Source organism: Pandoraea commovens, from assembly GCF_902459615.1.
In the GTDB taxonomy this organism is placed as follows: Bacteria; Pseudomonadota; Gammaproteobacteria; order Burkholderiales; family Burkholderiaceae; genus Pandoraea; species Pandoraea commovens.
Genome location: NZ_CABPSA010000005.1, coordinates 273,259 through 296,413 on the forward strand (window position 1 = coordinate 273,259; position 23,155 = coordinate 296,413).

Consider the following 23,155-nt stretch of genomic DNA (forward strand, 5'->3'; position numbering starts at 1 on the left):
TAGGGATTGTGCTACTGGAGACGGCCGCATGCACGCATGGGCCGCAACGCCCCGTGAGACGGGGCAGGCGGGAGGCAGCGGCAAGTTTCGATCGACAAAACATCGCCGCTGCGGGTCGCGTTACTGGAACGCGACTTCGTTGAAACTGCGCAATTTGCGACTGTGCAAACGGTCCAGACCGTTGTCGCGCAGCAGCTCCATGGCCTTCACGCCGATCTTCAGATGCTGATCGACACGCTCGCGATAGAAGCGGTCCGCCATGCCCGGCAACTTCAGTTCGCCATGCAGCGGCTTGTCGCTCACGCACAGCAACGTGCCGTACGGCACGCGGAAACGGAAACCGTTGGCGGCAATCGTCGCACTCTCCATATCGAGCGCAATCGCGCGGCTCTGGCTCATGCGCTGCACCGGCTCACGGTGATCGCGCAATTCCCAGTTCCGGTTATCGACCGTCACCACCGTGCCCGTGCGCATTACACGCTTGAGCTCGAAGTCGTCCAGCTGCGTGACATCGGCCACCGCGCGCTCCAGCGCCACCTGCACTTCGGCCAGCGGCGGCACCGGCACCCACAGCGGCAGGTCGTCGTCGAGCACGTGGTCTTCACGCACGTAACCGTGCGCGAGGCAGTAGTCGCCCAGACGCTGCGAATTGCGCAGGCCCGCGCAGTGCCCCAGCATGATCCACGCGTGCGGACGCAGTACCGCGATGTGATCGGTGATGGTCTTGGCGTTCGACGGTCCGACGCCGATATTCACCATCGTGATGCCGGTGTTGTCCGGGCGCACGAGGTGATACGCGGGCATCTGCGGCAGGCGCGGGGGCGATGTGCCCTCTTCGGCGCGCGCCCCGATGTTCTGGTTCCAGTGCGTGACGTTGCCCGGCTCGACGAACGCCGTGTACTGGCTGCGGTACTCGCGCAGCGCGGGATCGTCCGTCGCGCTCATCAACTCGCGCCCCAGCTCCACGAACTCGTCGATGTAGAACTGGTAGTTGGTGAACAGCACGTAGTTCTGGAAGTTCTCGGGAGATGTCGCCGTGTAATGGCGCAGCCGGTGCAGCGAATAGTCGACGCGCGGCGCGGTGAACAGCGCCAGCGGCAGAATCTCGCCTGGCAGCGGATCGCGCGTGCCGTTGACGATGCTGTCGTCCATCTTCGCGAGGTCGGGCACGTCGAACACAGTGCGCATGGCGCGCAAGTGCGTCTGATCGAGATCCCCTTCGAGGTACACACCGTCCTGATAGGCGAAGTGCACGGGAATCGGTTCGTCCGAGACGCCGACCTCGAACGCGGCGCCGTGGTTGTGCGCCAGTCGGCGCAACTGCTCGATGTAGTAATTCTCGAACAGATCGGGACGCGTGACGGTGGTCTGATAGCTGCCCGGGCCCGAGACAAAACCGTAAGACAGGCGCTTGTCGAGCTGGGTGATGTCTTCCGTGGTGATGCGGATGAACGGGTAATGGGCGCTCACGCGGCGCGCCTGATCCTTCTGCTTCGAGAAGCGCTCGAATGCCGCGCGCAGATAGGCCGTATTGGCGTCGTAAATCGTCTTCAGATAGGCGACGGCTTCCACCGGATCTGCGATCGATCGGGTGGCATGGACCGGTTCTTGTTCGGACATGCGCAAACCTCTTCTGTCTTCTTCGTGATCTCGAATATGCGCCTATTGTGACACGACTGTACGACATCTGCGGGACAGTGAAGCCGGTCGATTCCCATTCGGCGGAAGGCGCGGTCGGCAGGGTTTTCGCGGGGATTCAGAGGGGATGCGAAGGAGATTGGGTGCGACGTCGGCCGGGGAAGTTCGTCCCCGGCCGAGCGTGTTCTTGCGGATGCTACCGGATGGTGCCGGGTGCGTGCGCTCAGTCTTCGAGGCGCATGCCGACCTTGAGCGTGACCTGCCAGTGCGCGACCTTGCCGTCTTCTATATGGCCGCGTGTTTCGGTGATCTCGAACCAGTTCAGATTGCGCAGCGTCTTGCTCGCGCGTTCGATGGCGCATTTGACCGCGTCCTCGATGGACTTGGTCGACGAGCCGGTCAGCTCGATTTGCTTGTACACGTGATTCGTCATGTCAGCCTCCGGGTGGGTTTGGAGACTTCCCATGCTAGGCGTGTGCTACTGAGGCCGCAAGTCGGTGCATTCCGACAGGTCGTCGCCAGCATCGTCGAGCAAGTCGACGGCCGCCGCATGCTCGCTGACGCTCGCCTCATTTCCCGCCTGCGCGCGACGCAGCACGGCGGGCACAACGGTATCGAGCGGCGTGGGAACGACGTGTGTGAGATTGCGTCGCACTTTTTGCAGCAACTGCGTGAGCTGCACCGCTTCGAACGCGGTCAGGCCGTGCAGCGCTTCATCGCGCACTTCGTCGGAAAGGCGACGCGCGATCTGCAATTGCGCAACGGCCGCCCGCGTGACGAACAGGCGTTCGATGCGAGGATCGCGCGCATCGGGCCGACGTCGCACCCAACCGGCCTCTTCCATGCGCTCCAGCGTGCGGGCGAGCGTCTGTACCGGCGTTTCCAGAATGTCGGCCAGCACTGTCGGGCTCACGCCGCGATTGACGGAGAGATAGGCGAGCAAGCGGCATTGCGCGCGCGTCATCGGCAGCGTGCGCTGTGCAAACTGCTCGAAGCGGCGCCCGAAGAGACGTTGGATGTCTGCGACGAGAAAGCCGAAACGTTGGGCGGAATCGGTTACTTTCATATGCCGCATTATGCTAAACATGTTTAGGGATATCAAGCCGACGACACTTCGGCATCCGGTGCATCCCCGGACCACTGCCCGGCCCTCCCCGTCCGGCGCCACCCTGGGCCGCCTCCGACCGCATCAGTCCGCCTCAGGCCGCCGCCGGTGTCCCGTCACCCTGTCCGCTGCCGTGTCCCAACCAGTCGAGCGCGCCCTCGCCTGCGGTTTCGCCTCCCGGACCGGCGCGCCGAATTGCGACGCCCACGGCCAGCACGTCGATGGCGGCGAGATGCAGGATCCGCGCGATCATCGTGACGTGTGCGCCCATCGTCTCCACATGATCGTTGGGCAACACCAGCGTCGCCTTGCGGGCGAGCGGTGAATTGCGAGCGGTAAGCGCAATGACCTTGGCACCGCGCGTGAGTGCGATATCGACGGCGCGGTTCAGGTCCGTCGAGCGTCCCGATGCGGAAATCGCGACGACCACATCGCCATCCCCCAACAACCCGGCCGACGCCTGCAACAGGTACGGATCGCCGTACGCGATCGTCGGCTTGCCGAAACGGAAGAACTTGTAGTGTGCATCCTGCGCGATCACACCTGAGTTGCCCAAGCCGTAGAACTCGATGCGACGCGCGCCGTCGAGCAGCGTCACGGCCGCCTCGACGGTGCGGGCATCGAGATGCTCGCGCATTTGCAGAATCGACGACACGGTGTTGTCGAGCACCTTGGCGCTGAATTCGGCAGCGGTGTCGCCCACGTGCACCTGCCCGTGACGCACAGGCAAAGTGCCCGTCAATGCGCTCGCGAGCTTGAGCTTGAAATCCGACAGCCCCTGACAGCCGAGCTTGCGGCAGAAGCGAATCACCGTCGGCTGACTCACACGCGCCAGACGCGCGATCTCCGCCACCGGCTCGGCCAGCAACGCGCGCGGTTGCTTCAGCGTAAGTTCCGCGACGCGCTGCTCGGCGGGACTCAGACGGTCGCGCAAACGATGCAGACGGTCGATGAGCGCTCCCGCCCCTGCTGCGTGCGTGCCCAGTTGCTCCGCGAGAATCGCCGACGTCCCTAGAAACGCGGGATGATCGGCCGTGATGATGTAAGTCGGAATTTTCTTCAGATACGCTTCGAAGCGTCCCTTCGCCTCGAAGCGCTGACGAAACGGCGAATCCTCGAACAGCTTGCCGAGCTTCGGAATCACGCCACCGCCGAGGTACACGCCGCCGACCGCGCCGAGCGACACCGCCACGTTGCCTGCGAGCGTGCCCAGCATCGCGCAGAAGCAATCGACGGTCTCACGCGCGAGCGCGTCGCCCGATTGTGCCAGCTTAACGATGGCCGGGGTCTCAAGCGATTCCACGCGACGTCCGGCTCGCTCCGCCAGCGCCTGATAAACCAGCGCCATGCCGGGGCCCGCCACCAGCCGCTCGAACGATACATGCGGGAAGTGCTTCCACGCGTAGCGCAGCACGTCGATCTCACGCTCGTCCGCCGGAGAAAATGTTGTGTGGCCGCCCTCGCTGCCCAGCGCGATCCATCGGTCTCCCGCCGGAATGAGGCCCGACACGCCCACACCGGTACCCGGCCCAAGCAGACCCAGCACACCGTTCGGACGCGGTTCGCCGCCGCCGATCTTGTGCTTCTGCGCGTCCGTCAAATACGGCAGCGCCATCGCCAGCGCGGTGAAATCGTTGACGACCAGCAGCGTCTCGAAACGCAACGCGCGGCGCGTCGCTTCGATGGAGAAGTGCCAGTCGCGATTCGTCATCTGAATCTCATCGCCTTCGATGGGATTGGCGATGGCGATGGCAGCGTGCTGTACCGGCTCGGCGTGATCCGCCTCGTCGAGGTAAGCGCGGATGACTTCGGGCACACCCGCGTAGTCGTCGCAGGCGTAATCACGGATTTCAACGAGATCGCCCGGCGAGATCTCCAGCGCAAAGCGGGCGTTGGTGCCACCAATGTCGGCCAGCAATCGCGGACCGCTCAGGTGGGGCGGGTTATTCCTCACTCCAGAAGACATCGAGCTTGACTCCTTCTCGGTGGATCAGCCGGGAGATGGCATTGTCCTGTTCGCTCGCCTGCGCGGCTTCGAGCACGGCGCGTTTGGCCGGGCCCTGTATTTGCAGAATGAGCCGGTCGCAGGCCGCGAGCGCGGCGAGCGACCACGACACGCGCGGATACGGCGCGTGCTGCGGCTGCACGAAGACGAACTTGTCGTGGGTGGTGGTGGCCTCGGGCCATTGCGGGGCGTCGGCAAAGAGCGACGCGGTGTGCCCGTCCTCGCCCATGCCCAGCACGCAGACTTGCGGCACGCCATGCGTCCACGTGTCGTTGAGCGTGCGCACGTGCAACGCCGTGGCCGTCGCTGTGTCGACGATCGGCAACCAGCGCGCGCCGGTCGCACCGGGCAACAGCGTCTCGCTCACGAGTCGCGCATTGCTGTCGGCGTGATCGGGCGGCAGCCAGCGATCGTCCACCAAGGTGATGTCGACGTCGCGCCACGCCACGGGCAGGCGCGCGAGCTGCGCGAGAAAGGCCCGAGGGCTGGTGCCGCCGGAGACGGCCAGCAACGCCCGCTTGCGAATCGTCAGCGCTTCGTCGATGCCCGCCACGACGGCGTTGGCCAGCGCATGTGCCTGCGCGTCGCGCGTGGGAAAGGTTCGCCAATGGATCATGCGGTCCGCCGTCAGTTGTCTTCTTCCACCCAGCTCGATCCGTATTGCGTGAGCAGCGCGCTGGCGGCGGGCGGTCCCCACGTGCCTGCGGCGTAACGCTTCGGGCCCTTGTGCTGTCGCGACCAGTACGCCTGAATCGGCGCGACCCAGCGCCACGCCTGCTCCTGCTCGTCGCGCCGCACGAACAGCGCCAGCCGACCGTTGATGACGTCGAGCAACAAACGCTCGTACGCATCCATCCGGTGTCCCTTGAAGAACTGGTCGAACGCCAGATCGAGGTGGACGGATTGCAGATTCATGCCCTCGCCCGGCTGCTTCGCGAGGCAGTACAGACGGATCGATTCGTTCGGCTGAAGGCGAATGACGAGACGGTTGACCCCCGGTTGTGCCGTCGCGTCGCCCAGCAGCGGATACGGCGTCGCGCGGTAATTGACGACGATCTCCGCCACGCGCTCGCCGAGCCGCTTGCCCGTGCGCAGGAAGAACGGCACACCCGCCCAGCGCCAGTTGTCGATGTCGGCCTTGAGCGCGACGAACGTCTCCGTCTGGCTGTCCGGTGGCACGCCCGGCTCGTCGTTGTACGCGGGCACCGCCGAATTGCGGATCGCCCCGCCGCCGTACTGCCCGCGCACGACATTGCGCGAAACGCTCTCATCGTCCAGTTGACGCAGCGAGCGCAGCACGCGCAGTTTTTCGTCTCGCACGGCGTCGGCGTCCATCGACAGCGGTGGCTCCATCGCGACGATGGCCAGCAGTTGCAGCAAATGGTTCTGCACCATGTCGCGCAGCGCGCCGGTCTGTTCGTAGAACTCGCCGCGTCCCTCGACGCCGATTTCCTCGGCAATCGTGATCTGGATGTTATCGATCAGTTCGCGCCGCCACAGCGGCTCGAAGATCGCATTGCCGAAGCGCAGGGCCAGCAGGTTCTGCACCGCCTCTTTTCCGAGGTAGTGGTCGATGCGGTAAATCTGGTCTTCGCGGAAGATCGCGCCGACAGCGTCGTTGATCGCCTCCGACGACGCCAGATCGTGACCCAGCGGCTTTTCGAGCACGATGCGGCTGTTCTCGTTGAGCTTCGCGCTGCGCAGCCCTTCGCAAATGGGGATGAACAGCGACGGCCCGGTCGCCAGATAGAAGATCCGCACACCGGGACGCTTCGACAGCCGCTCGGCCAGTACGCCGAACTCGTCTTCGCGGCCCAGATCGAGCGGCATGTAGTCGATGGTGTCGAGAAAGCGCTTCCAGGCGCTCTCATCCCACACGTCGGGCTTGATGTGTCCGCGCACATGCTGCTCGCACCACGCGTGGTACTCGGCGGCGTCCATCGGTTTTCGCGCGATGGCGAGGATGCGGCCAGCATCGGTGGCGGCGGTGATCGAACTCGCCGTTGCGTCCTTCGCATCGTCCGCGCCGAGCTGGCCGGTGCGGAACGCGCGGAACAGCGCGGGAAGGACTTTGCGCAGCGACAAATCGCCGGTAGCGCCGAACAACACAAAGGTATAGGGTGAAGGCGTGTTCATGACAAGACGTCCACGTGTCACTGGGAAAGCGCAACTTTTGACACTGCATTGTAGTTTAACTACACTGCAATTCAACAAAATATCGTGCTTTAACTACATGCCCTCATGGCGTGGCGAGTTAACGACATTCACGAAAGTTCGCACGCATTCCGCGCTTCCTCCCGCCCCACAACGTCCGTCCCGGGATCCCTCATGACCCAGTCTTCGCATAACGTGTCGCTGCATCCGGTGGTACAACGCGTGACCGAGCGCCTTATCGAGCGCAGCCGGTCGTCCCGTCAGGCCTATCTCGACGGCGTCGCGCGCGCCACGCAGGGGCAACCCGGGCGCGACAAGATCGGATGCGCGAATCTGGCCCACGCACTGGCCGCCGCCCCCGCCGACGATCGTCTGAAAATCCGCTCCGAGCGTACGCACAACGTCGGCATCGTCACCGCATACAACGACATGCTCTCGGCGCACGCGCCCTTCGCCGAATTCCCCGACATCATCAAATCCGCAGCACGCGCGCATGGTGCGAGCGCGCAGGTCGCCGGTGGCGTCCCCGCCATGTGCGATGGGGTGACGCAAGGCTATGCGGGCATGGAGCTGTCGCTGTTCTCGCGCGACGTGATCGCGCTGGCCGCCATCGTCGCGCTCTCGCATCAGATGTTCGACGCCGCCATGTTCCTCGGCGTGTGTGACAAGATCGTGCCGGGGCTGGTGATCGCCGCGCAGGCGTTCGGCCATCTGCCCGCCGTGTTCAGCCCGGCAGGCCCGATGCCGTCGGGGTTGCCGAACGACGAGAAGTCGCGCATCCGGCAGGAATATGCAGCGGGCCGCGTCACACGCACCGCCCTGCTCGACGCCGAACTCGCCGCCTATCACGCCCAAGGCACGTGCACGTTCTACGGCACGGCGAACAGCAACCAGATGCTCATGGAATTCATGGGCCTACATCTGCCCGGGTCGTCGTTCGTCAACCCGCATACGCCGTTGCGACACGCGCTCACGCAAGCCGCCACGGCACGTGCGGTAGCGCTCGCGAAGTCGGGCATCAATACGTCGCAGATTCTGGACGAGCGCGCGTTCATCAACGGCGTCGTCGGTCTGCTTGCCACCGGCGGGTCGACGAATCACACGCTGCACCTGGTCGCAATGGCCCACGCAGGCGGCATTCTGCTCGACTGGCAGGACTTCGCCGAGTTGTCGGACGTCACCCCGCTGCTCGCGCACGTCTATCCGAGCGGCAAGGCCGACGTGAACCAATTCCATGCGGCCGGTGGCCTGAGTTTTCTCATTCGCGAACTGCTCGATGCGGGCTTTTTGCACAACGACGTGACGACCGTCATGGGACACGGTCTGCGTGCCTACACGCAGGAGGCCTTCCTGCGCGACGACGTGCTGTCGTGGCAGGAAGCGCCGACCAAAAGCCTCGACGAAAACATCGTGCGTCCGGCGTCGCGACCGTTCGCGCCCGAGGGCGGCCTGCGCATGCTCGCAGGCAATCTGGGACGCGCCGTCATCAAGTCGTCCGCCGTCAAGCCCGAACACCAGAAGGTACGTGCACCGGCGCGCGTGTTCTCCGATCAGGAGTCGGCGCAAGCGGCCTTCAAGGCGGGCGAACTGACGCGCGACGTGATCGTCGTGGTGCGCTTCCAGGGGCCGCGTGCCAACGGCATGCCCGAACTGCACAAGCTCATGCCGATGCTGGGGCTCTTGCAGGATGAAGGGCATCACGTCGCGCTGGTCACGGACGGTCGCATGTCCGGGGCATCGGGCAAGGTGCCTGCGGCCATCCATCTGTCGCCCGAAGCGGAGGAAGGCGGCATGCTCGCGCGCGTGCAGGATGGCGACATCATCGAGATCGATTGCGAGACGAATACCCTGCACTGCGAAGTGGACGACGCCACACTCGCCGCGCGCACGCCCGAGGCGGTGCCGCAACGACCGTTCGATCCGTGGCGCAATATGTTCTCGCTGTTCCGAAACAACGTCGGCACCGCACCGCATGGCGCAAGCGTGCTGTTCAACGACGCGCAGTACCCGAAACACGACTGATCTCACCGCTCAACGTCAGGCAAACAAGGCGTCAAAATCTTGACGCCTTTTTTACCTGCGCCTCCCTAGACTGGCCTCGTTGTCACTTCAGTCGTCAAAACGACACGTCGCCATGCCCTCAATCGCCCAACGCGTCAGCCTTGAACCTCCTGGTGCGAACGCCACTCCGGCTGATCCCTCGCGCGCTTACAGCGCAACACCCGCCACGGCCCGTGCGTCGCTCAGTTCGGCGCAATCGGCCAACAACGCCGTCGCCGCAACGCCAGCCAGTACGCTGACCACGCTGGGCGCACCGTCCGCCGAGACCGTGTCTGTGGCGCGTCAACGCAATCGATACAACCCGCGCGCCCGCCTCGACGCGACGCTCGACATCACCCTCAGCCGCGCCGCCGTCTCCTCGCTGGCCGTCACGCTGGCGATGAGCCTGCCACTGCCATGGCGTGTCGAGACGATTCGTCCGATCCGGCGCGATACGGCGGCTGTGGTGTCGATTGCCTTGCCGCGCGTCGAAGCGGCACGGGCGATGGACGTCGTCATGCAATCGCTGCCGGAAGCCGAATTCGGCGCACTACGCCTGCGTCCGGCCGTCTGAGACCCTCCCGGCGATCTTCGCCAACACCGATGCTTCAGGTTATGAACACAGCCATCTTCGAAGGCGTGTGGGTTCCGCTCGTCACGCCCATGTCAGGCGCCAATGGCGCTCAGATCGACTACAACGCGTTTGCACGTCTGGTCGACTACTACCTCGCCGCTGGCGTAAACGGCCTCGTGGTCGCAGGCACCACCGGCGAGGGCACACTGCTCACCGATGAGGAGCGCCGCCGTCTCGTCGAGACGGCCTGCCACCTCGCTCACGGACACGCGCCGGTGCTCGCCGGTGTCGGTGCCGCCGACACGACGAATGCCGCGCGTCAGATCCGCAGTCTTGACGACCTGCCGCTCGCCGGTTACCTCGTCCCGCCGCCCTACTACCTGCGCCCCTCGCAGGAAGGCATTCTCTGGCACTACCGCACGCTTGCCGCCGGTACGCGCAAGCCGCTCGTGCTCTATAACGTGCCGCTTCGCACCGGTGTCACGCTCGGCGTGGAGACGATCCGCGAGCTGGCATCGCACGAGTCGTTCGCCGCCATCAAGGAGTGCGATGCGCACCCGCTCACACATCTCCCGGCGCAAGTGACGATGCGCGTGCTGTGCGGCGACGACATGCAGATCCTGCCCGCGCTGCGCGCCGGTGCCGTCGGATGTATTTCGGCGGCAGCGCATGTGCGCCCGGACCTCTATCTCAAGCTGATGCGCTACGTGCGCGAAGGCGACATGGATCACGCGAACACACTCTTCAACGGCATGAAGCCGCTGATCCGACGACTGTTCTCCGAGCCGAATCCGGTGGCGATCAAAGCGGCCCTCGCATCGCTGGGCTTCTGCCAGGACACGGTGCGCCGCCCGCTCATGCCGTGCACCACCGCCCTTCGCAAGGACATCGACGCACAACTGGAAGTCACGATGGCGTTCTGATATCGGCAGCATGCCGCCCCGACGTGGTCCATGACCGCACCTGACAGGACACTCGCAATGGATGAGATCGAACGGCGTCACCGCACCGTCGCCCGTCTGCTGATCAAGCTCTCGGGCACCACGCAGGCAAGGCTCGCTTACGCGACCGGCATCACCGGCAACACCATATCGCGCTGGGTGCATGGCGATCACTGCGCACTCGGCGCACAAGGCAGAGACAAGCTCTTTGCCGCATTGGGCGTGCGCAGCGACGGCGTGAACATCCGCTTTGCGCCCCGCTCGACGGGCGCGGCACAACCGGTCTTCCAGATCAGCGGTCTGGTGCAGGCCGAGCGATTCGCCACACTTGCCGCGCTCACATCGACGCAGTTCGTCGCTGCGCGCGAGACGTCTCAGGGGCGAACGCTGGTGAGCGTGGTCACGGACATCAGCGGGCAGACGACGGCGTTGCTCGTCGGCACTCGCGAGGCGTTCGACGAGCTGTACGCCGAGCTTGGCATCGCGCTCTCGCCCAATCGCCGTTTGGAGGCAGGCCTCCGCCCTTATGGGGTGACGGACAAGGCGATGCGTCTACACTCGAACTGACAGCAGATTGCGTAGCAAAGCGCCGATGGCCACCCGTCGGCGATCCATTCTTGGCCCCCCGTCAACTATGGAGCGTTGTCATGACGACAGATCGCATCAACAAGCGCATGAAGGTGTACGCCACCGAGGGCTGGCAGGACACGGGATACAAGGTCGGGGAGCAAAGCGCGCCGAAGGTCATTCTGCGAGCGTCCGGCGAGTGGTGCACACGCACGGACGACCGCAAGTTCGGCCGCCGCGACGCCAACGGCCGTACCCCCAACTCCGGCGCGACGTATCTGCACAAAGTCTCAGGTAACGACGAATATCCGTATCACGGCCACGACGCCCTGATGGGGCAACTCGTCGGGCGCTTCGGCGAGAAGGGCGAACCGTTCCTCGTCGGCAATCAGAAGTCGTTCCGCGTCGAAGGCATGCCCAAGGATGTGTCGCTGTGGCTGTGCTGCAATGATCCTCTCGGCAGCGCGAAGAAGGACAACGATGGCGCGCTCGACGTCACCCTCGAACTCGACGACGCCCGTGACGTTTTCGCGCCGCGTTCGCAGCACTTCGACCGGCCGTCGGGCACCTGGGTCGACGATTAAACCTCGCATCGAAGCCCTGTGAAAAAGCCAGCGGTGAACGACTCGCCGCTGGCTTTTTTCTGTGACGGCTACCGCAGCAACGTCACTGCCACCCGAACCGTCGCGCGAACACGCCCTTCATCAACTGCGTGAGCACGGCGTACGCCAGCAGAATCGCGGCGAGCATCGGGAAGTACGCAAGCGGCAGCGCCTGCATCTTGAAAGTCTCGGCGAACGGCGACAGCGGCAGCATGATGCCGATCAGCATCACCGCGCCCGTCATCAACAGCAACGGCCATGCGGCGCGACTCTGGATGAACGGCAGACGGCGCGTGCGGATCAGGTGCACGATCAGCGTCTGGGACAGCAGACCTTCGACGAACCAGCCGGACTGGAACAACGTCTGATGCTCGGCACTGTTCGCGCCGAACAGATGCCACATGGCGACGAACGTCAGCACGTCGAAGATCGAGCTGATCGGGCCGAAGAACACCATGAAACGCGACAGATCCGACGGATTCCACTGCTGCGGCTTGGTCAGTTGTTCGGCATCGACGTTGTCGAACGGAATCGTCGTCTGCGACAGGTCGTACAGCAGATTCTGCGTGAGCAACTGCAACGGCAGCATGGGCAGGAACGGCAGGAAGGCGCTCGCAATCAGCACCGAGAAGACGTTGCCGAAGTTCGAGCTGGCCGTCATCTTGATGTACTTGAGCATGTTCGCGAACGTACGGCGTCCCTCGATCACGCCCTGCTCCAGCACCATCAGGCTCTTTTCCAGCAGGATCAGATCGGCCGCTTCCTTGGCGATGTCGACTGCGGTATCCACCGAAATGCCGATGTCGGCCGCGCGCAGTGCCGGGGCGTCGTTGATGCCGTCGCCCATGAATCCCACGACGTGACCGTTTGCGCGCAGCATGCGCACGAGACGTTCCTTGTGCGCAGGCGTGAGCTTCGCGAAGACGTTGGCGCGCTCGACGGTCCTGGCAAGTTCGGGGTCGCTCATCGCTTCGATGTCGTCGCCCAGCACGCACGCCGTCACCGGCAAACCGACTTCGCGGCAGACTTTGGCCGTCACGAGATCGTTGTCGCCCGTGAGCACCTTGACGTCCACGCCTGCCGCCGCCAGCGCCTTGAGGGCCGGTGCCGTCGACTCCTTGGGAGGATCGAGAAAGGCGATGTAGCCAACGAGCACGAGCTCGCTTTCGTCCGCGATGCTGTAGCGCTCACGTACCGGCGGCAGATGCCGCGTCGCCACCGCCACCACACGCAGGCCTTCGGCGTTCAGGTGGGCCGTCACGCGACGCAATTGCGCCAGCACGTCCGGCGTGAGCGGTTCGACGTTCGCGCCATGCTGCACGCGGTTGCACACCGCCATTACCTCTTCCACTGCACCCTTGCAGATCAGTTCGTGGTGATCGCCGTTCTCACTGACCACCACCGACATGCGACGGCGCTGGAAATCGAACGGGATTTCGTCGATCTTGCGATAACGATTGACGACGTCCAGACGCTGATGCAACTCGGCGTGATTGAGCACAGCGACATCGAGCAGGTTCTTCAGACCGGTCTGATAGAAGCTGTTGAGGTACGCGTATTCGAGGACATCTTCGGAGAAGTTACCCCACACGTCGGTGTGACGCTCCAGACAGATCTTGTCCTGCGTGAGCGTGCCGGTCTTGTCGGTGCAGAGCACGTCCATCGCGCCGAAGTTCTGGATCGCGTCGAGTCGCTTGACGATCACCTTCTTGCGCGAGAGCACGACCGCGCCCTTGGCGAGCGTGGCCGTCACGATCATCGGCAGCATTTCGGGCGTAAGGCCGACGGCCACCGACAGCGCGAAGAGCGACGCTTCGAGCCAGTCGTGCTTCGTGAAACCGTTGATGAGCAGGACGATGGGCGTCATGACCAGCATGAAGCGGATGAGCACCCAAGATACGCGGTTCACACCTTGTTGGAACGACGTGACGGTCGGTTGCTGCGCGCTCACGCGCTGCGCAAGCGAGCCGAAGAAGCTGCGACCGCCCGTGGCGACGACGACGGCCGTGGCCGAGCCGCTCACCACGTTCGTCCCCATGAATGCGAGGTTGTCGTAAGCGAGCGGGTTGCTGCCGCCAGACTCACAGGGATGCGCGAATTTCTCCACAGGCAATGCTTCGCCCGTGAGCGCGGACTGCGAGACGAACAGGTCTTTGGCAGTAAGGATTCGCACGTCGGCCGGAATCATGTCGCCCGCCGCGAGCAGCACGATATCGCCGGGCACGAGGTCCGCGAGCGCGATTTCACGGCCCATGCGTCCGAGGCGACGCACGTTCTCCGGCTCGACCGCACCGTCGATCAACGGCTCACGACGCAGCACGGTCGCCGTAGTGCTCACCATCGCCTTCAGCTTCTCCGCTGCCTTGTTGGAGCGGGCTTCCTGCACAAATCGCAACACCGTGGAAATGATCACCATCGCCGCGATGATGATCGTTCCCTCGGTGTCGTCGGTCGCGTAAGACACAGCGGCCAGTGCAGTGAGCAGCAGGTTGAACGGATTGCGGTAGCAGTTAAAGAGATGACGCCACCAGGGCAGCGGCTTTTCGTGCTCGACCTCGTTGGGGCCTACGTGCGCACGCACCGTGGCGGCTTCGTCGTCGGACAGCCCGTCGCGGGTGGTGCGCAGACGCGCGAGCAGGTCCGGCCCGGCGTCGCGTGCGGCTTCGAGCAGACCCGGCGGTGCCTCGTGGCCATGGGCTGGCGCATCGAGCGTTTCGAGCATGTCGCGGCGACGGAAGAAGCGCAGGCCGAGGCGCGCGCCAAGCACCGCAATCAGTCGCTCGCTGAGCGTGAGAGCTTGTTGCATGAATACATCCTGAAATGGCTTGCGAGGCACCGGAGAACCCCCGGCGCCTCACGTAACAACGGAAAGACGCGGGGTCAGCCTTGCTTGACGCTCTCGCGATGGCGCACGAACGAGGCCAGCCACTGCCCGGCACGCGTCACGAGACCGGGACGCGCCGCGTCATGGGCCGCGTCCGGGTGCGGATCGACGTGATAGTGATGCAGGCACTGGGACGGCAGCATCAAAGCTTGCGGATTGCCTCCGCGCAGGGTCATGGAATAACGGAACACGATGAATCTCCCGGCCGCACGGCATCTGGCCGACGTGAGCGGCGGGTTCGCGTTTCATGCAAAACACGCGAACGCACGCGCACGACGGGACAGCCCGAACGGCAGACGTAAAACCAATAAGGGAGCGTGCTACGAGAGACGGACGCTATCGGTACATCCCAACAAACCCCTTCGTCGCGCGAGTGCTGCGGCTAAGGGGTGAGGGCATTCGACAGGTACATCTGAGGTGCGCGCCAACCCGACTATGCGAGTTAGCGGCTGGGAAGATCCCGGGGACTAACTCGCGGTGATGGTGTCGACTTCGGTCGACCGGCAACTACCACTAGAACTACTGTCCACGGAAGGACCTCCTGAGAGCTATGACGGCGCGATTCTACCTCCGAGAGCGTCGAAAGAAAAGTGACAATTCAAGGTGTTACAAAATGATGACAAATGGCACTTTCCTCGTGGCGACGGGTCATTCAGAATCTGTCACGCAATCGTCACAAACCGTCGGCCGGCGGCCGTTGAGGCGCCGGCACCGCTAAAGCGCCCGGCCGCACTCCCAATCTCCGGCAGACCTTCGTTCCCCCCGGAGTTCATGGATTCGCTCAACCGCGCCCTCTTTCTCGCCATCAACGCCTCGCACGATGTGAGCGATGGCGAACTGGCCATCGCCGTCTTCATTGCCAAATATCTGATCTTGCTGCTGCCGGTGGGCCTCGTCACGCTGTGGCTCGCGGGCGGACGCGACCGCGAAGGCGCGGTGCATGGCCTGCTGGGCGTGGCGCTCGTGCTGCTGATCAACTTCGTTATCGGATTCGCCTGGTTCGAGCCGCGACCGTTCGTCGTCGGCCTCGGCACGAATCTGCTCGCACACGCGCCGACGAGCGCCTTCCCGAGCAACCACGGCTCGATCATGTTCACGTCGGCGTTCGTGCTGATGGGTACGGTAGCCCGCACGCCACGTCTGCTCGGCAAGCTCCTTCTGATTTGCGCGCTGCCCGTGTGCTGGGCGCGCATCTACCTCGGCGTGCACTGGCCGGTCGACATGCTCGGCGCGCTGGTGGTGTCGCTGGTCGTCGCGCTCATCATGCGCACGGCGAGCGCACGCGAGACGAGCCGTATCGTCGCGGCGATCCTCGAAGGCATCTATCGTCGCCTGTTGGCATGGCCGATTTCGCGCGGCTGGCTACGTCGCTGAGCGGGGAGTTGCGGAAATTGCAGAGGGGATGACTGGGAGACTCGGGAGATCCGAATCTCCCAATGGTGCTGCGGAGAAGGGAATTAACGGTGGTATTCGCCAGCGGCTTCAGGCTGATAGTCGAGGCCAAGCAGTTCCAGCTCGATGAGATGGCCGCCCGGCACTTGCCAGTGAATCGACTGGCCGACACGCAGACCCAGTAACGCGCTCCCCACCGGCGCCAATACCGAAATGCCGTTTTCCGTGGCGGCGAGATGCTGCGGATACACGAGCGTCACGCGGTGCTCCTGCTGCGTGCTCAGATCGCGATAGCGCACCACCGAATTCATCGTGGCGACATCGGCCGGCATTTGCTCCGGCTCGACGACGCTCGCCCGGGTGAGCTCTGTTTCGAGTGCCTCCACATACGGCAGGGCCGTGCGCGGCGCATTCTCGATGACCGAATAAAGACGATCGAGGTCGAGAGACGAGACAGTGATCGAAGGACGTTGTGCGTTGACGGTGGACATGTCGAAGGGCCTTGAATTTCCTTGGCGTTGAGAAAGTTGCCTTCAATCTAACAGAAGCCCCCGGCCGCGAGAAGTCCCGGACTTTGACGCCATCCGCTAGAATCGACGCATTAAGGTGAATAGGCCTATGCGCCGCAAAGCTGAAGTCATGTCCGAAAACACTACGAATGTCGCGCTGTTCGAGCGCGCCCAGCAAACCATTCCCGGCGGTGTGAACTCGCCCGTGCGCGCCTTCCGCTCGGTTGGCGGCACGCCGCGCTTCATCGCCCGCGCACAAGGCCCCTACATGTGGGACGCCGAAGGCGTGCGCTACATCGACTACATCGGCTCGTGGGGCCCGATGATCGTCGGCCACCTGCATCCGGAAGTCGTCGCCGCCGTGCAAACGGCCATGTCGCAGGGTTTCAGCTTCGGCGCACCGACCGAAGCCGAAGTCGTGATGGCCGAAGAAATCTGCCGTCTCGTGCCGTCCATCGAGCAAGTGCGTCTGGTGTCCTCGGGCACCGAAGCCACGATGAGCGCGCTGCGTCTGGCACGCGGCTTTACGGGTCGCAACAAGATCGTCAAGTTCGAAGGCTGCTACCACGGCCACGCCGACAGCCTGCTGGTGAAAGCCGGTTCGGGTCTGCTGACGTTTGCCGACTCCACGCGCAACGCGCCCTCCTCGGCCGGTGTGCCGCCCGAAGTCACGCGCGACACGCTCGTCCTCGAATACAACAACGTCGAACAGCTGCGTGAACTGTTCGCCGGTCAGGGCGGCGAGATCGCGGCCGTGATCGTCGAGCCGGTCGCGGGAAACATGAATCTCGTGCGCGGCTCGCGTCACTTCCTCCAGACGCTGCGCGAGCTGTGCACCGCGCACGGCGCCGTGCTGATCTTCGACGAAGTGATGTGCGGTTTCCGCGTCGGTCTGGGCGGCGCACAGGCGCTTTACGGCATTACGGCCGACCTGACGTGTCTGGGCAAGGTGATCGGCGGCGGCATGCCCGCAGCCGCATTCGGCGGACGCCGCGACATCATGTCGCATCTTGCCCCGCTCGGTGGCGTCTATCAGGCGGGCACGCTCTCGGGTAACCCGCTGGCGGTCGCCGCCGGGCTCGCCACGCTCAAGCTGATTCAGGCGCCTGGCTTCTACGAAGATCTGGCCAAGCGCACATCGAAGCTCGTGAGCGGTCTCGTCGAAGCCGCGCAGGCCGCCGGTGTGCCGTTCTCCGGCGACAGCGTCGGCGGCATGTTCGGTCTGTACTTCCGTGCCAACGTGCCGCAGAGCTTTGCCGAAGTGACGACGTCGGACGTCGCCCGCTTCAACAAGTTCTTCCACGCCATGCTCGATCGCGGCGTCTACCTCGCACCGAGCGCGTTCGAAGCCGGGTTCGTGTCGGCCACGCACGACGACACGATCATCGATGCGACGATCGAAGCGGCGCGCGACGCGTTTGGGACGATTGCATGATCGCGTCCGAGAGCTCGCCTACCATTTGCAGTGTGGTTCGTGCCACGTTTTGCGCAGTCTGCCGGATGTCCGTCCGGTCATAACAAGGGGAAAACGTCATGCAAATGTTACTGCCGATTCTTCGTCGTCAGTCCTGGGTGCGATGGCTCGCGCTGGGACTTCTCGCGTCGATGCTGTCCTCCTGCGGATACAACGAGATTCAGGTCAAGGACGAAGCAGTCAAGGCGTCCTGGAGCGAGGTCGTCAACCAGTACCAGCGACGTGCCGATCTGGTGCCGAACCTGGTGAACACGGTCAAGGGCTACGCGTCGCACGAGCAGGCCACGCTCACCGAAGTGATCAACGCCCGCGCCAAGGCGACGAGCATCACCGTCACGCCGGAGACGCTCAACGATCCGGAAGCGTTCAAGCGCTTCCAGCAAGCGCAGGGTGAGCTCTCGGGCGCACTCTCGCGCCTGATGGCCGTCTCGGAGAACTACCCGAACCTGAAGGCCGACGGCCTGTTCCGCGACCTGCAATCGCAGCTCGAAGGTACGGAAAACCGCATCACGGTCGCGCGCAATCGTTACATCCAGTCCGTGCAGGACTACAACGTGTATGTGCGTCAGTTCCCGAACAATCTGACGGCCAAGATGTTCGGTTACGGCACGAAGCCGAACTTCACCGTGGATAACGAGAAGGCGATTTCCACGGCACCGGCCGTCAAGTTCTGAGGCCGCGGCAATGACAGCGCTCATGCAACCGAAGCGCTTTGTGTGGGCGTTGTGGGCACTCGCGCTGGCCAGTCTTTGCTGGCTGGCGCTGCCCGCGAGCGCAGAAGCGCTGGTGGCCGTGCCCGCGCTGACGGCGCGGGTGACCGATCTGACCGGCACGCTCACCGCCGAGCAGCGCAACGCACTTGAGGCGCAGCTCGCGCAATACGAGCAGCAACGCGGCAGCCAGATCTTTGTGCTGATGCTGCCGAGCACCGCGCCCGAGACCATCGATCAATACAGCATCCGTGTCGCCGACGCCTGGAAGGCGGGCCGCAAGGGTGTTGACGATGGCGTCATCATGCTGATCGCGAAGGACAACCCGAACGACTTGCGCAAGATGCGCATCGAGGTCGGACGCGGCGTACAAGGGTCGCTCACCGACGCCATTTCGGGCCGCATTCTGCGCGACGTCATGGCACCGTACTTCCGCAATGGCGACTTCTTCGGCGGCATCGCGGCGGGAACGGCGGCCGTGCAGGCGGCCATGAACAACGAGGCGTTGCCCGCACCGAATCTGCCGTCCACGCGCGCACCGCACTCCGATTTGTCCGATTTTCTCCCGCTGCTCTTCATCGTCTTCATCATCGCAATGGTGGTGATCATGGAGGGCCGCCGGCGCTTCAGCGGTCCCGGCTTGCCGAGCGACCCCAACGACCCGCGCTCGCGCGTACTCACCGGTCAGCGCGGACGCATCGGCCCCGGTGGTTTCGGCGGCATCGGTGGTATTGGTGGAGGCATCGGCGGCGGACTCGGCGGTGGCTGGGGACGTAACGACGGCGGTGGCGGCGGTGGCGGCGGGGGGGGCGGTGGTTTTGGCGGCGGAGGCGGCGGCGGTTTCGACGGCGGCGGCTCGTCCGGCAACTGGTGAAGACGATGACGACAGCACACGAACCGGCAGTCGCAATGCAACCGAAACCGCACGACGTGTCGCGCTGGCTGCGTCACGCAGGCACCTGGCGGGCACATGCCCGCTGGCTATTTCCCGACAACGCACTCGACACGCTGGAAGCCTCGATCCGCGAATCCGAATCGGAGCATCGTTGCGAAATCCGGCTGGTGATCGAAGCAGCCATGCCGCTCGCCAACGTGTGGCGCGGGCAAACGTGCCGTCAACGCGCCGTTCAACTGTTTCACCATTTGGGTGTCGCGCACACCAGCGAGCGCACAGGCATACTGCTGTATATCAACATCGCCGATCACGATATCGAGCTGATCGCCGACAAAGGCGTCAATGCGCTGGTGGACGATGCCAAGTGGGAAGCCGTCGTGAAGCAGATGAGCGCCGGGTTTCGCGATGAACGCTACGTCCAGAGCGCGCTCGACGCACTGAACACCCTGCGCGGCATTGCGCGCGAATCCCTGCCGGCCCGAGCCGGCGCAGCCCCGGACAATGCGCTGACCGACCGGCCGCTGATGCTCTGACGATCTTACGTCTCATGTTTTCCGATCAGGATTTTGACTACATGCGCCGCGCGCTGGCCCTGGCCGAGCGCGCGATGTTCACTACGACGCCGAACCCGCGCGTGGGCTGCGTCATCGTGCAGGACGGCCGTGTTATCGGCGAAGGCTTCACCCAGCCCGCCGGGCAGGATCACGCCGAAGTGCAGGCCATGAAGGATGCGCGCGTGCGCGGCGAATCGGTGCGCGGCGCGACGGCCTACGTCACGCTGGAACCATGCAGTCATTACGGCCGCACACCGCCGTGCGCCAAGGGGCTCATCGACGCGGGCGTGAAGCGCGTGATCGCCGCGATGGAAGATCCGAACCCGCTCGTCGCCGGGCGCGGGCTGGGCATGCTGCGCGACGCCGGTATCGACGTGCGCTGCGGTTTGCTGGAGAACGAAGCGCGCGAGATGAACATCGGGTTCATCGCCCGCATGACGCGCGGCACGCCGTGGGTGCGCATGAAAGTGGCAGCGAGTCTCGACGGCAAGACGGCGCTGCACAACGGCGTGAGTCAGTGGCTGACCGGCCCGGCCGCACGCGCCGACGGCCACGCATGGCGCGCACGCGCCTGCGCGATTCTCACGGGCATCGGCACCGTGCGCGAAGACAATCCGTCGCTGACGGTGCGTGAGGTGGAAACGACGCGTCAGCCACTGCGTATCGTCGTCGACTCACGTCTGGACATCGCCCCGACGGCAAAGGTGCTGGCCGGTGGCAATGCGCTAGTGGTCTGCGCCAACGGCGATGCGGATCGCGTGGCGCGGCTGCGCGATCTTGGCGTCGACGTGCTCGATCTGCCGAACCCCAACGGCAAGGTCGAGCTACCTGCGCTACTGCGTGCGCTGGGCGAGCGTCAGTTCAACGAAATCCACGTGGAAGCCGGTTACAAGCTCAACGGTTCGCTGCTGCGCGAAGGTTGCGTGGACGAACTGCTGACGTACTTCGCGCCGAGCATCGTCGGCGACGCGCAAGGCATGTTCAACCTGCCCGCGCTCACTTCGCTCGACGACAAGCTCGCACTGACATTCACCGACGTGCGCATGATCGAGGCCGATCTGCGTGTGATGGCCCGGGTGAAGCGGGACTGACGCACTACTGAAATTCGTCGGACAGTAAAGACAAAAACGGGGCGTGCCGTATGGCGCGCCCCGTTTTGCATGGCACGGCAGAAACGTCTGCCGCACTCACCGACGAATGCGTCAGACGTGGAAGCCCACGCGACCGAGCGATTCCATCTCGACCGACACGTACTGACCCGGCTGGATGTACTCGGCCGGTGTCGCGCCGCCCGCCATCACGATCCAGCCCGCCTGCAACGGCTCACCGGCCGCCGCCGACAGACGCGCCGCCGCTACGAGCGAGCGCAGCGGATGACCCAGCAGCGCCGCCGTCGAACCGACCTGCACGGTGCGGCCGTTGATCGACATCGCCAGCCCCAGATTCGAGAAGTCGACGTGCGGGCTATGCCACGCGCCGATCACGAAACCGCTGGACGACGCGTTATCGGCAATCACTTCCGGCAACGTGAACTTGAAGTTCTTGTAGCGCGAATCGATGATCTCGATGGCCGGTGCGATCGCCTCGACCGCTGCCAGCGCCTGCGGCCCGGTGACGTTGCCTTCGAGCGGCTTCTTCAGAATGAAGGCGATTTCCGGCTCGACGCGCGGATGCACGTAGCGCTTAAAGTCGATGGACGTGCCCTCTTCGATCTGCATGCCGGACGTCAGACGTCCCCAGATCACATCGGACAGCCCCATCTGAATCATCTTCGCGCGGCTGGTGAAGCCCATCTTCACGCCGACGCGCGTCTCGCCACGCTCGGCACGGCGCGCCAGCGAGGCGGCCTGAATGGCGTAGGCGTCGTCGAGCGACAGGCGGTTATCGGTGTCGAACTGTTCGACTTCGTGGGCGAAATGCGCTGCGTCGTCGAGCAGCTTGGCGTAATCGTGGATGTGGCTCATCGTGCAGCCTCGCTGGCAGGTTCAAAGACGGCGCGGACCGAGCCCAGGCCATTGATGCGGGTCTCGAAGATGTCGCCCGGGGTGACGGCGGCCATCGGACCAAGGGCGCCCGAAAGCACCAGATCGCCTGCCCTCAGCGGCGTGCCCACCGCAGCCATCGTGCGCGCGAGCCACACCACGGCGTTGATCGGGCTGCCCAGACAGGCCGCGCCTGCGCCGACCGAGACCGGCTCGCCACGACGCTCAAGCACCATGCCGCACATGCGGACGTCGAATTCCGAGAGCTTCTTCGGCGTGTTGCCGATCACATAGGCCGACGACGAAGCGTTATCGGCAATCGTGTCGGTAATGCGGATATTCCAGTCGGCCACGCGGCTGCCGACGATTTCCAGCGCGGGCAGCGCGTACTCGATGGCATTGAGCACATCCAGCTGGCCCGGATTCTCAACGTTCAGATCGCGGCCGATCACGAACGCAATCTCGGCTTCGATCTTCGGTTGCGTGAGGATCGAGGCGGGAATCGGTTCACCGTCGCCATAGCCCATGTCGTCGAACAACAGGCCGAAATCAGGCTGGTCAACGCCGAGCTGCTTCTGCACGGCGACCGACGTCAGACCGATCTTGCAGCCGACGATACGGCGACCGGCCGCGAGGCGTCGCTCGGTGTTGATGCGCTGGATGGCGTAGGCGTCGTCGATGGTGAGCGGTGCGAACGTGTCGCGCAGCGGGGCGATGAAGCGGTGCGAGCGCTCGGCTTCGAGCAGCGCATCGGCGGCCTGCTGGAGACGCGCCTGCGTAGCTGCGTCGCGTTGGATAGCGTTGCTCATTACGCGCCCGCCTTGGCCGGTGCTGCCGGCTCGTCCTTCGTGCGCTCGCCCACCGCCCAGTGGGCGGCCGGCACCTGCGTCGCGAAGACGCGAATCGATTCGAGCGGCGCGCCGAGCGTCTCGTGCACGGTGCGCGCCACGGCCTTCACGCAGGCCTTGACGGCAGCGTCATCGCGGCCCTCGATCAGATTGATATGTACGATTGGCATGATGCTGTCTCCTGAAATGCTCGATAGAGCGGCTTCGTGCAGGCATGATGCGCGCGCGGAAAGATACCGTCCAATACCAAATTTCCAGATTCCGATACTATTTCGGTATCG

General features: G+C 64.3%; 23 protein-coding genes. 11 read left to right on the plus strand and 12 right to left on the minus strand.

The features are described 5' to 3' along the window. Positions 1-120: 120 nt before the first annotated feature. The 6 genes from PCO31010_RS16460 to zwf form a co-directional block, all read right to left on the minus strand. Positions 121-1,620 (minus strand): AMP nucleosidase, encoded by a 1,500-nt coding sequence (locus PCO31010_RS16460; protein ID WP_150665192.1) that lies wholly within the window; start codon positions 1,618-1,620, stop codon positions 121-123. Positions 1,621-1,861: 241 nt separating this feature from the next. Further along, positions 1,862-2,071: a dodecin gene (locus PCO31010_RS16465; protein ID WP_150665193.1), complete on the minus strand. Its 210-nt coding sequence runs from the start codon at positions 2,069-2,071 to the stop codon at positions 1,862-1,864. A 45-nt stretch (positions 2,072-2,116) separates the two neighbouring features. Next, positions 2,117-2,704: a MarR family winged helix-turn-helix transcriptional regulator gene (locus PCO31010_RS16470; protein ID WP_174984823.1), complete on the minus strand. Its 588-nt coding sequence runs from the start codon at positions 2,702-2,704 to the stop codon at positions 2,117-2,119. 133 nt (positions 2,705-2,837) lie between these two features. Then, positions 2,838-4,709 (minus strand): bifunctional transcriptional regulator/glucokinase, encoded by a 1,872-nt coding sequence (locus tag PCO31010_RS16475; RefSeq protein ID WP_174984825.1) that lies wholly within the window; start codon positions 4,707-4,709, stop codon positions 2,838-2,840. Then, on the minus strand, positions 4,687-5,364 hold the full coding sequence (gene pgl / locus PCO31010_RS16480) for a 6-phosphogluconolactonase (protein WP_150665195.1): 678 nt from the start codon (positions 5,362-5,364) through the stop codon (positions 4,687-4,689). Before pgl ends, PCO31010_RS16475 begins: the two co-directional genes overlap by 23 nt. An 11-nt stretch (positions 5,365-5,375) precedes the next feature. Then, positions 5,376-6,884 carry a glucose-6-phosphate dehydrogenase gene (gene zwf, locus PCO31010_RS16485; protein ID WP_150665196.1) on the minus strand — a complete coding sequence of 503 codons (1,509 nt, stop codon included), beginning with the start codon at positions 6,882-6,884 and terminating at the stop codon, positions 5,376-5,378. 192 nt (positions 6,885-7,076) lie between these two features. Between zwf and edd the strand changes: the two genes are divergently transcribed. The 5 genes from edd (at position 7,077) to PCO31010_RS16505 (ending at position 11,608) form a co-directional block, all read left to right on the plus strand. After that, the gene (gene edd / locus PCO31010_RS16490; protein WP_174984828.1) at positions 7,077-8,924 is read left to right on the plus strand and encodes a phosphogluconate dehydratase; all 1,848 of its coding nucleotides are present in this window, start codon (positions 7,077-7,079) and stop codon (positions 8,922-8,924) included. 112 nt (positions 8,925-9,036) lie between these two features. Beyond that, the gene (locus PCO31010_RS26660) at positions 9,037-9,516 is read left to right on the plus strand and encodes a hypothetical protein (protein ID WP_174984831.1); all 480 of its coding nucleotides are present in this window, start codon (positions 9,037-9,039) and stop codon (positions 9,514-9,516) included. A gap of 41 nt (positions 9,517-9,557) precedes the next feature. After that, positions 9,558-10,439: a 4-hydroxy-tetrahydrodipicolinate synthase gene (gene dapA / locus PCO31010_RS16495; RefSeq protein WP_174984834.1), complete on the plus strand. Its 882-nt coding sequence runs from the start codon at positions 9,558-9,560 to the stop codon at positions 10,437-10,439. A gap of 57 nt (positions 10,440-10,496) precedes the next feature. Then, entirely contained in the window at positions 10,497-11,024 is a 528-nt protein-coding gene (locus PCO31010_RS16500; protein ID WP_150665198.1) for a helix-turn-helix domain-containing protein, read from the plus strand. An 80-nt stretch (positions 11,025-11,104) separates the two neighbouring features. Further along, complete coding sequence (locus tag PCO31010_RS16505; RefSeq protein WP_150665199.1) at positions 11,105-11,608, plus strand: hypothetical protein; 504 nt, start codon at positions 11,105-11,107, stop codon at positions 11,606-11,608. An 82-nt stretch (positions 11,609-11,690) separates the two neighbouring features. Here the strand turns inward: PCO31010_RS16505 and mgtA are convergent, their stop codons facing one another. Both mgtA and PCO31010_RS16515 read right to left on the minus strand, forming a co-directional pair. Further along, positions 11,691-14,432 (minus strand): magnesium-translocating P-type ATPase, encoded by a 2,742-nt coding sequence (mgtA, locus tag PCO31010_RS16510; protein ID WP_150665200.1) that lies wholly within the window; start codon positions 14,430-14,432, stop codon positions 11,691-11,693. Between the two features lie 74 nt (positions 14,433-14,506). Further along, positions 14,507-14,701 carry a hypothetical protein gene (locus tag PCO31010_RS16515; RefSeq protein WP_150665201.1) on the minus strand — a complete coding sequence of 65 codons (195 nt, stop codon included), beginning with the start codon at positions 14,699-14,701 and terminating at the stop codon, positions 14,507-14,509. Between the two features lie 580 nt (positions 14,702-15,281). Between PCO31010_RS16515 and PCO31010_RS16520 the strand changes: the two genes are divergently transcribed. Next, the gene (locus PCO31010_RS16520; protein ID WP_150665202.1) at positions 15,282-15,884 is read left to right on the plus strand and encodes a phosphatase PAP2 family protein; all 603 of its coding nucleotides are present in this window, start codon (positions 15,282-15,284) and stop codon (positions 15,882-15,884) included. Between the two features lie 83 nt (positions 15,885-15,967). On the opposite strand, the gene rnk is transcribed toward PCO31010_RS16520, so the two are convergent. Beyond that, a complete protein-coding gene (gene rnk, locus PCO31010_RS16525) occupies positions 15,968-16,393 on the minus strand; it encodes a nucleoside diphosphate kinase regulator (protein WP_150665203.1) in 426 nt (141 codons plus the stop codon). 148 nt (positions 16,394-16,541) lie between these two features. On the opposite strand from rnk, the gene hemL reads away from it, so the two are divergent. From hemL to ribD, 5 genes are all read left to right on the plus strand, one after another. After that, positions 16,542-17,846: a glutamate-1-semialdehyde 2,1-aminomutase gene (hemL, locus tag PCO31010_RS16530; protein ID WP_150665204.1), complete on the plus strand. Its 1,305-nt coding sequence runs from the start codon at positions 16,542-16,544 to the stop codon at positions 17,844-17,846. A gap of 98 nt (positions 17,847-17,944) precedes the next feature. Continuing rightward, a complete protein-coding gene (locus tag PCO31010_RS16535) occupies positions 17,945-18,559 on the plus strand; it encodes a LemA family protein (RefSeq protein ID WP_150665205.1) in 615 nt (204 codons plus the stop codon). Positions 18,560-18,569: 10 nt separating this feature from the next. Beyond that, positions 18,570-19,469 carry a TPM domain-containing protein gene (locus PCO31010_RS16540; RefSeq protein ID WP_150665206.1) on the plus strand — a complete coding sequence of 300 codons (900 nt, stop codon included), beginning with the start codon at positions 18,570-18,572 and terminating at the stop codon, positions 19,467-19,469. A 5-nt stretch (positions 19,470-19,474) separates the two neighbouring features. Beyond that, on the plus strand, positions 19,475-20,023 hold the full coding sequence (locus tag PCO31010_RS16545) for a TPM domain-containing protein (RefSeq protein ID WP_150665207.1): 549 nt from the start codon (positions 19,475-19,477) through the stop codon (positions 20,021-20,023). Positions 20,024-20,037: 14 nt separating this feature from the next. Further along, positions 20,038-21,135 (plus strand): bifunctional diaminohydroxyphosphoribosylaminopyrimidine deaminase/5-amino-6-(5-phosphoribosylamino)uracil reductase RibD, encoded by a 1,098-nt coding sequence (gene ribD, locus PCO31010_RS16550; protein ID WP_150665208.1) that lies wholly within the window; start codon positions 20,038-20,040, stop codon positions 21,133-21,135. A gap of 111 nt (positions 21,136-21,246) precedes the next feature. Here the strand turns inward: ribD and PCO31010_RS16555 are convergent, their stop codons facing one another. From PCO31010_RS16555 to PCO31010_RS16565, 3 genes are read right to left on the minus strand one after another with little or no spacing between them, the layout of a single operon-like run. Beyond that, the gene (locus tag PCO31010_RS16555) at positions 21,247-22,008 is read right to left on the minus strand and encodes a 2-keto-4-pentenoate hydratase (protein ID WP_150665209.1); all 762 of its coding nucleotides are present in this window, start codon (positions 22,006-22,008) and stop codon (positions 21,247-21,249) included. Then, complete coding sequence (locus tag PCO31010_RS16560; RefSeq protein WP_150665210.1) at positions 22,005-22,835, minus strand: 2-keto-4-pentenoate hydratase; 831 nt, start codon at positions 22,833-22,835, stop codon at positions 22,005-22,007. Before PCO31010_RS16560 ends, PCO31010_RS16555 begins: the two co-directional genes overlap by 4 nt. Beyond that, positions 22,835-23,044 carry a tautomerase family protein gene (locus PCO31010_RS16565; RefSeq protein ID WP_039400297.1) on the minus strand — a complete coding sequence of 70 codons (210 nt, stop codon included), beginning with the start codon at positions 23,042-23,044 and terminating at the stop codon, positions 22,835-22,837. The genes PCO31010_RS16560 and PCO31010_RS16565 overlap by 1 nt, the downstream gene beginning before the upstream one ends. Positions 23,045-23,155 lie beyond the last annotated feature (111 nt).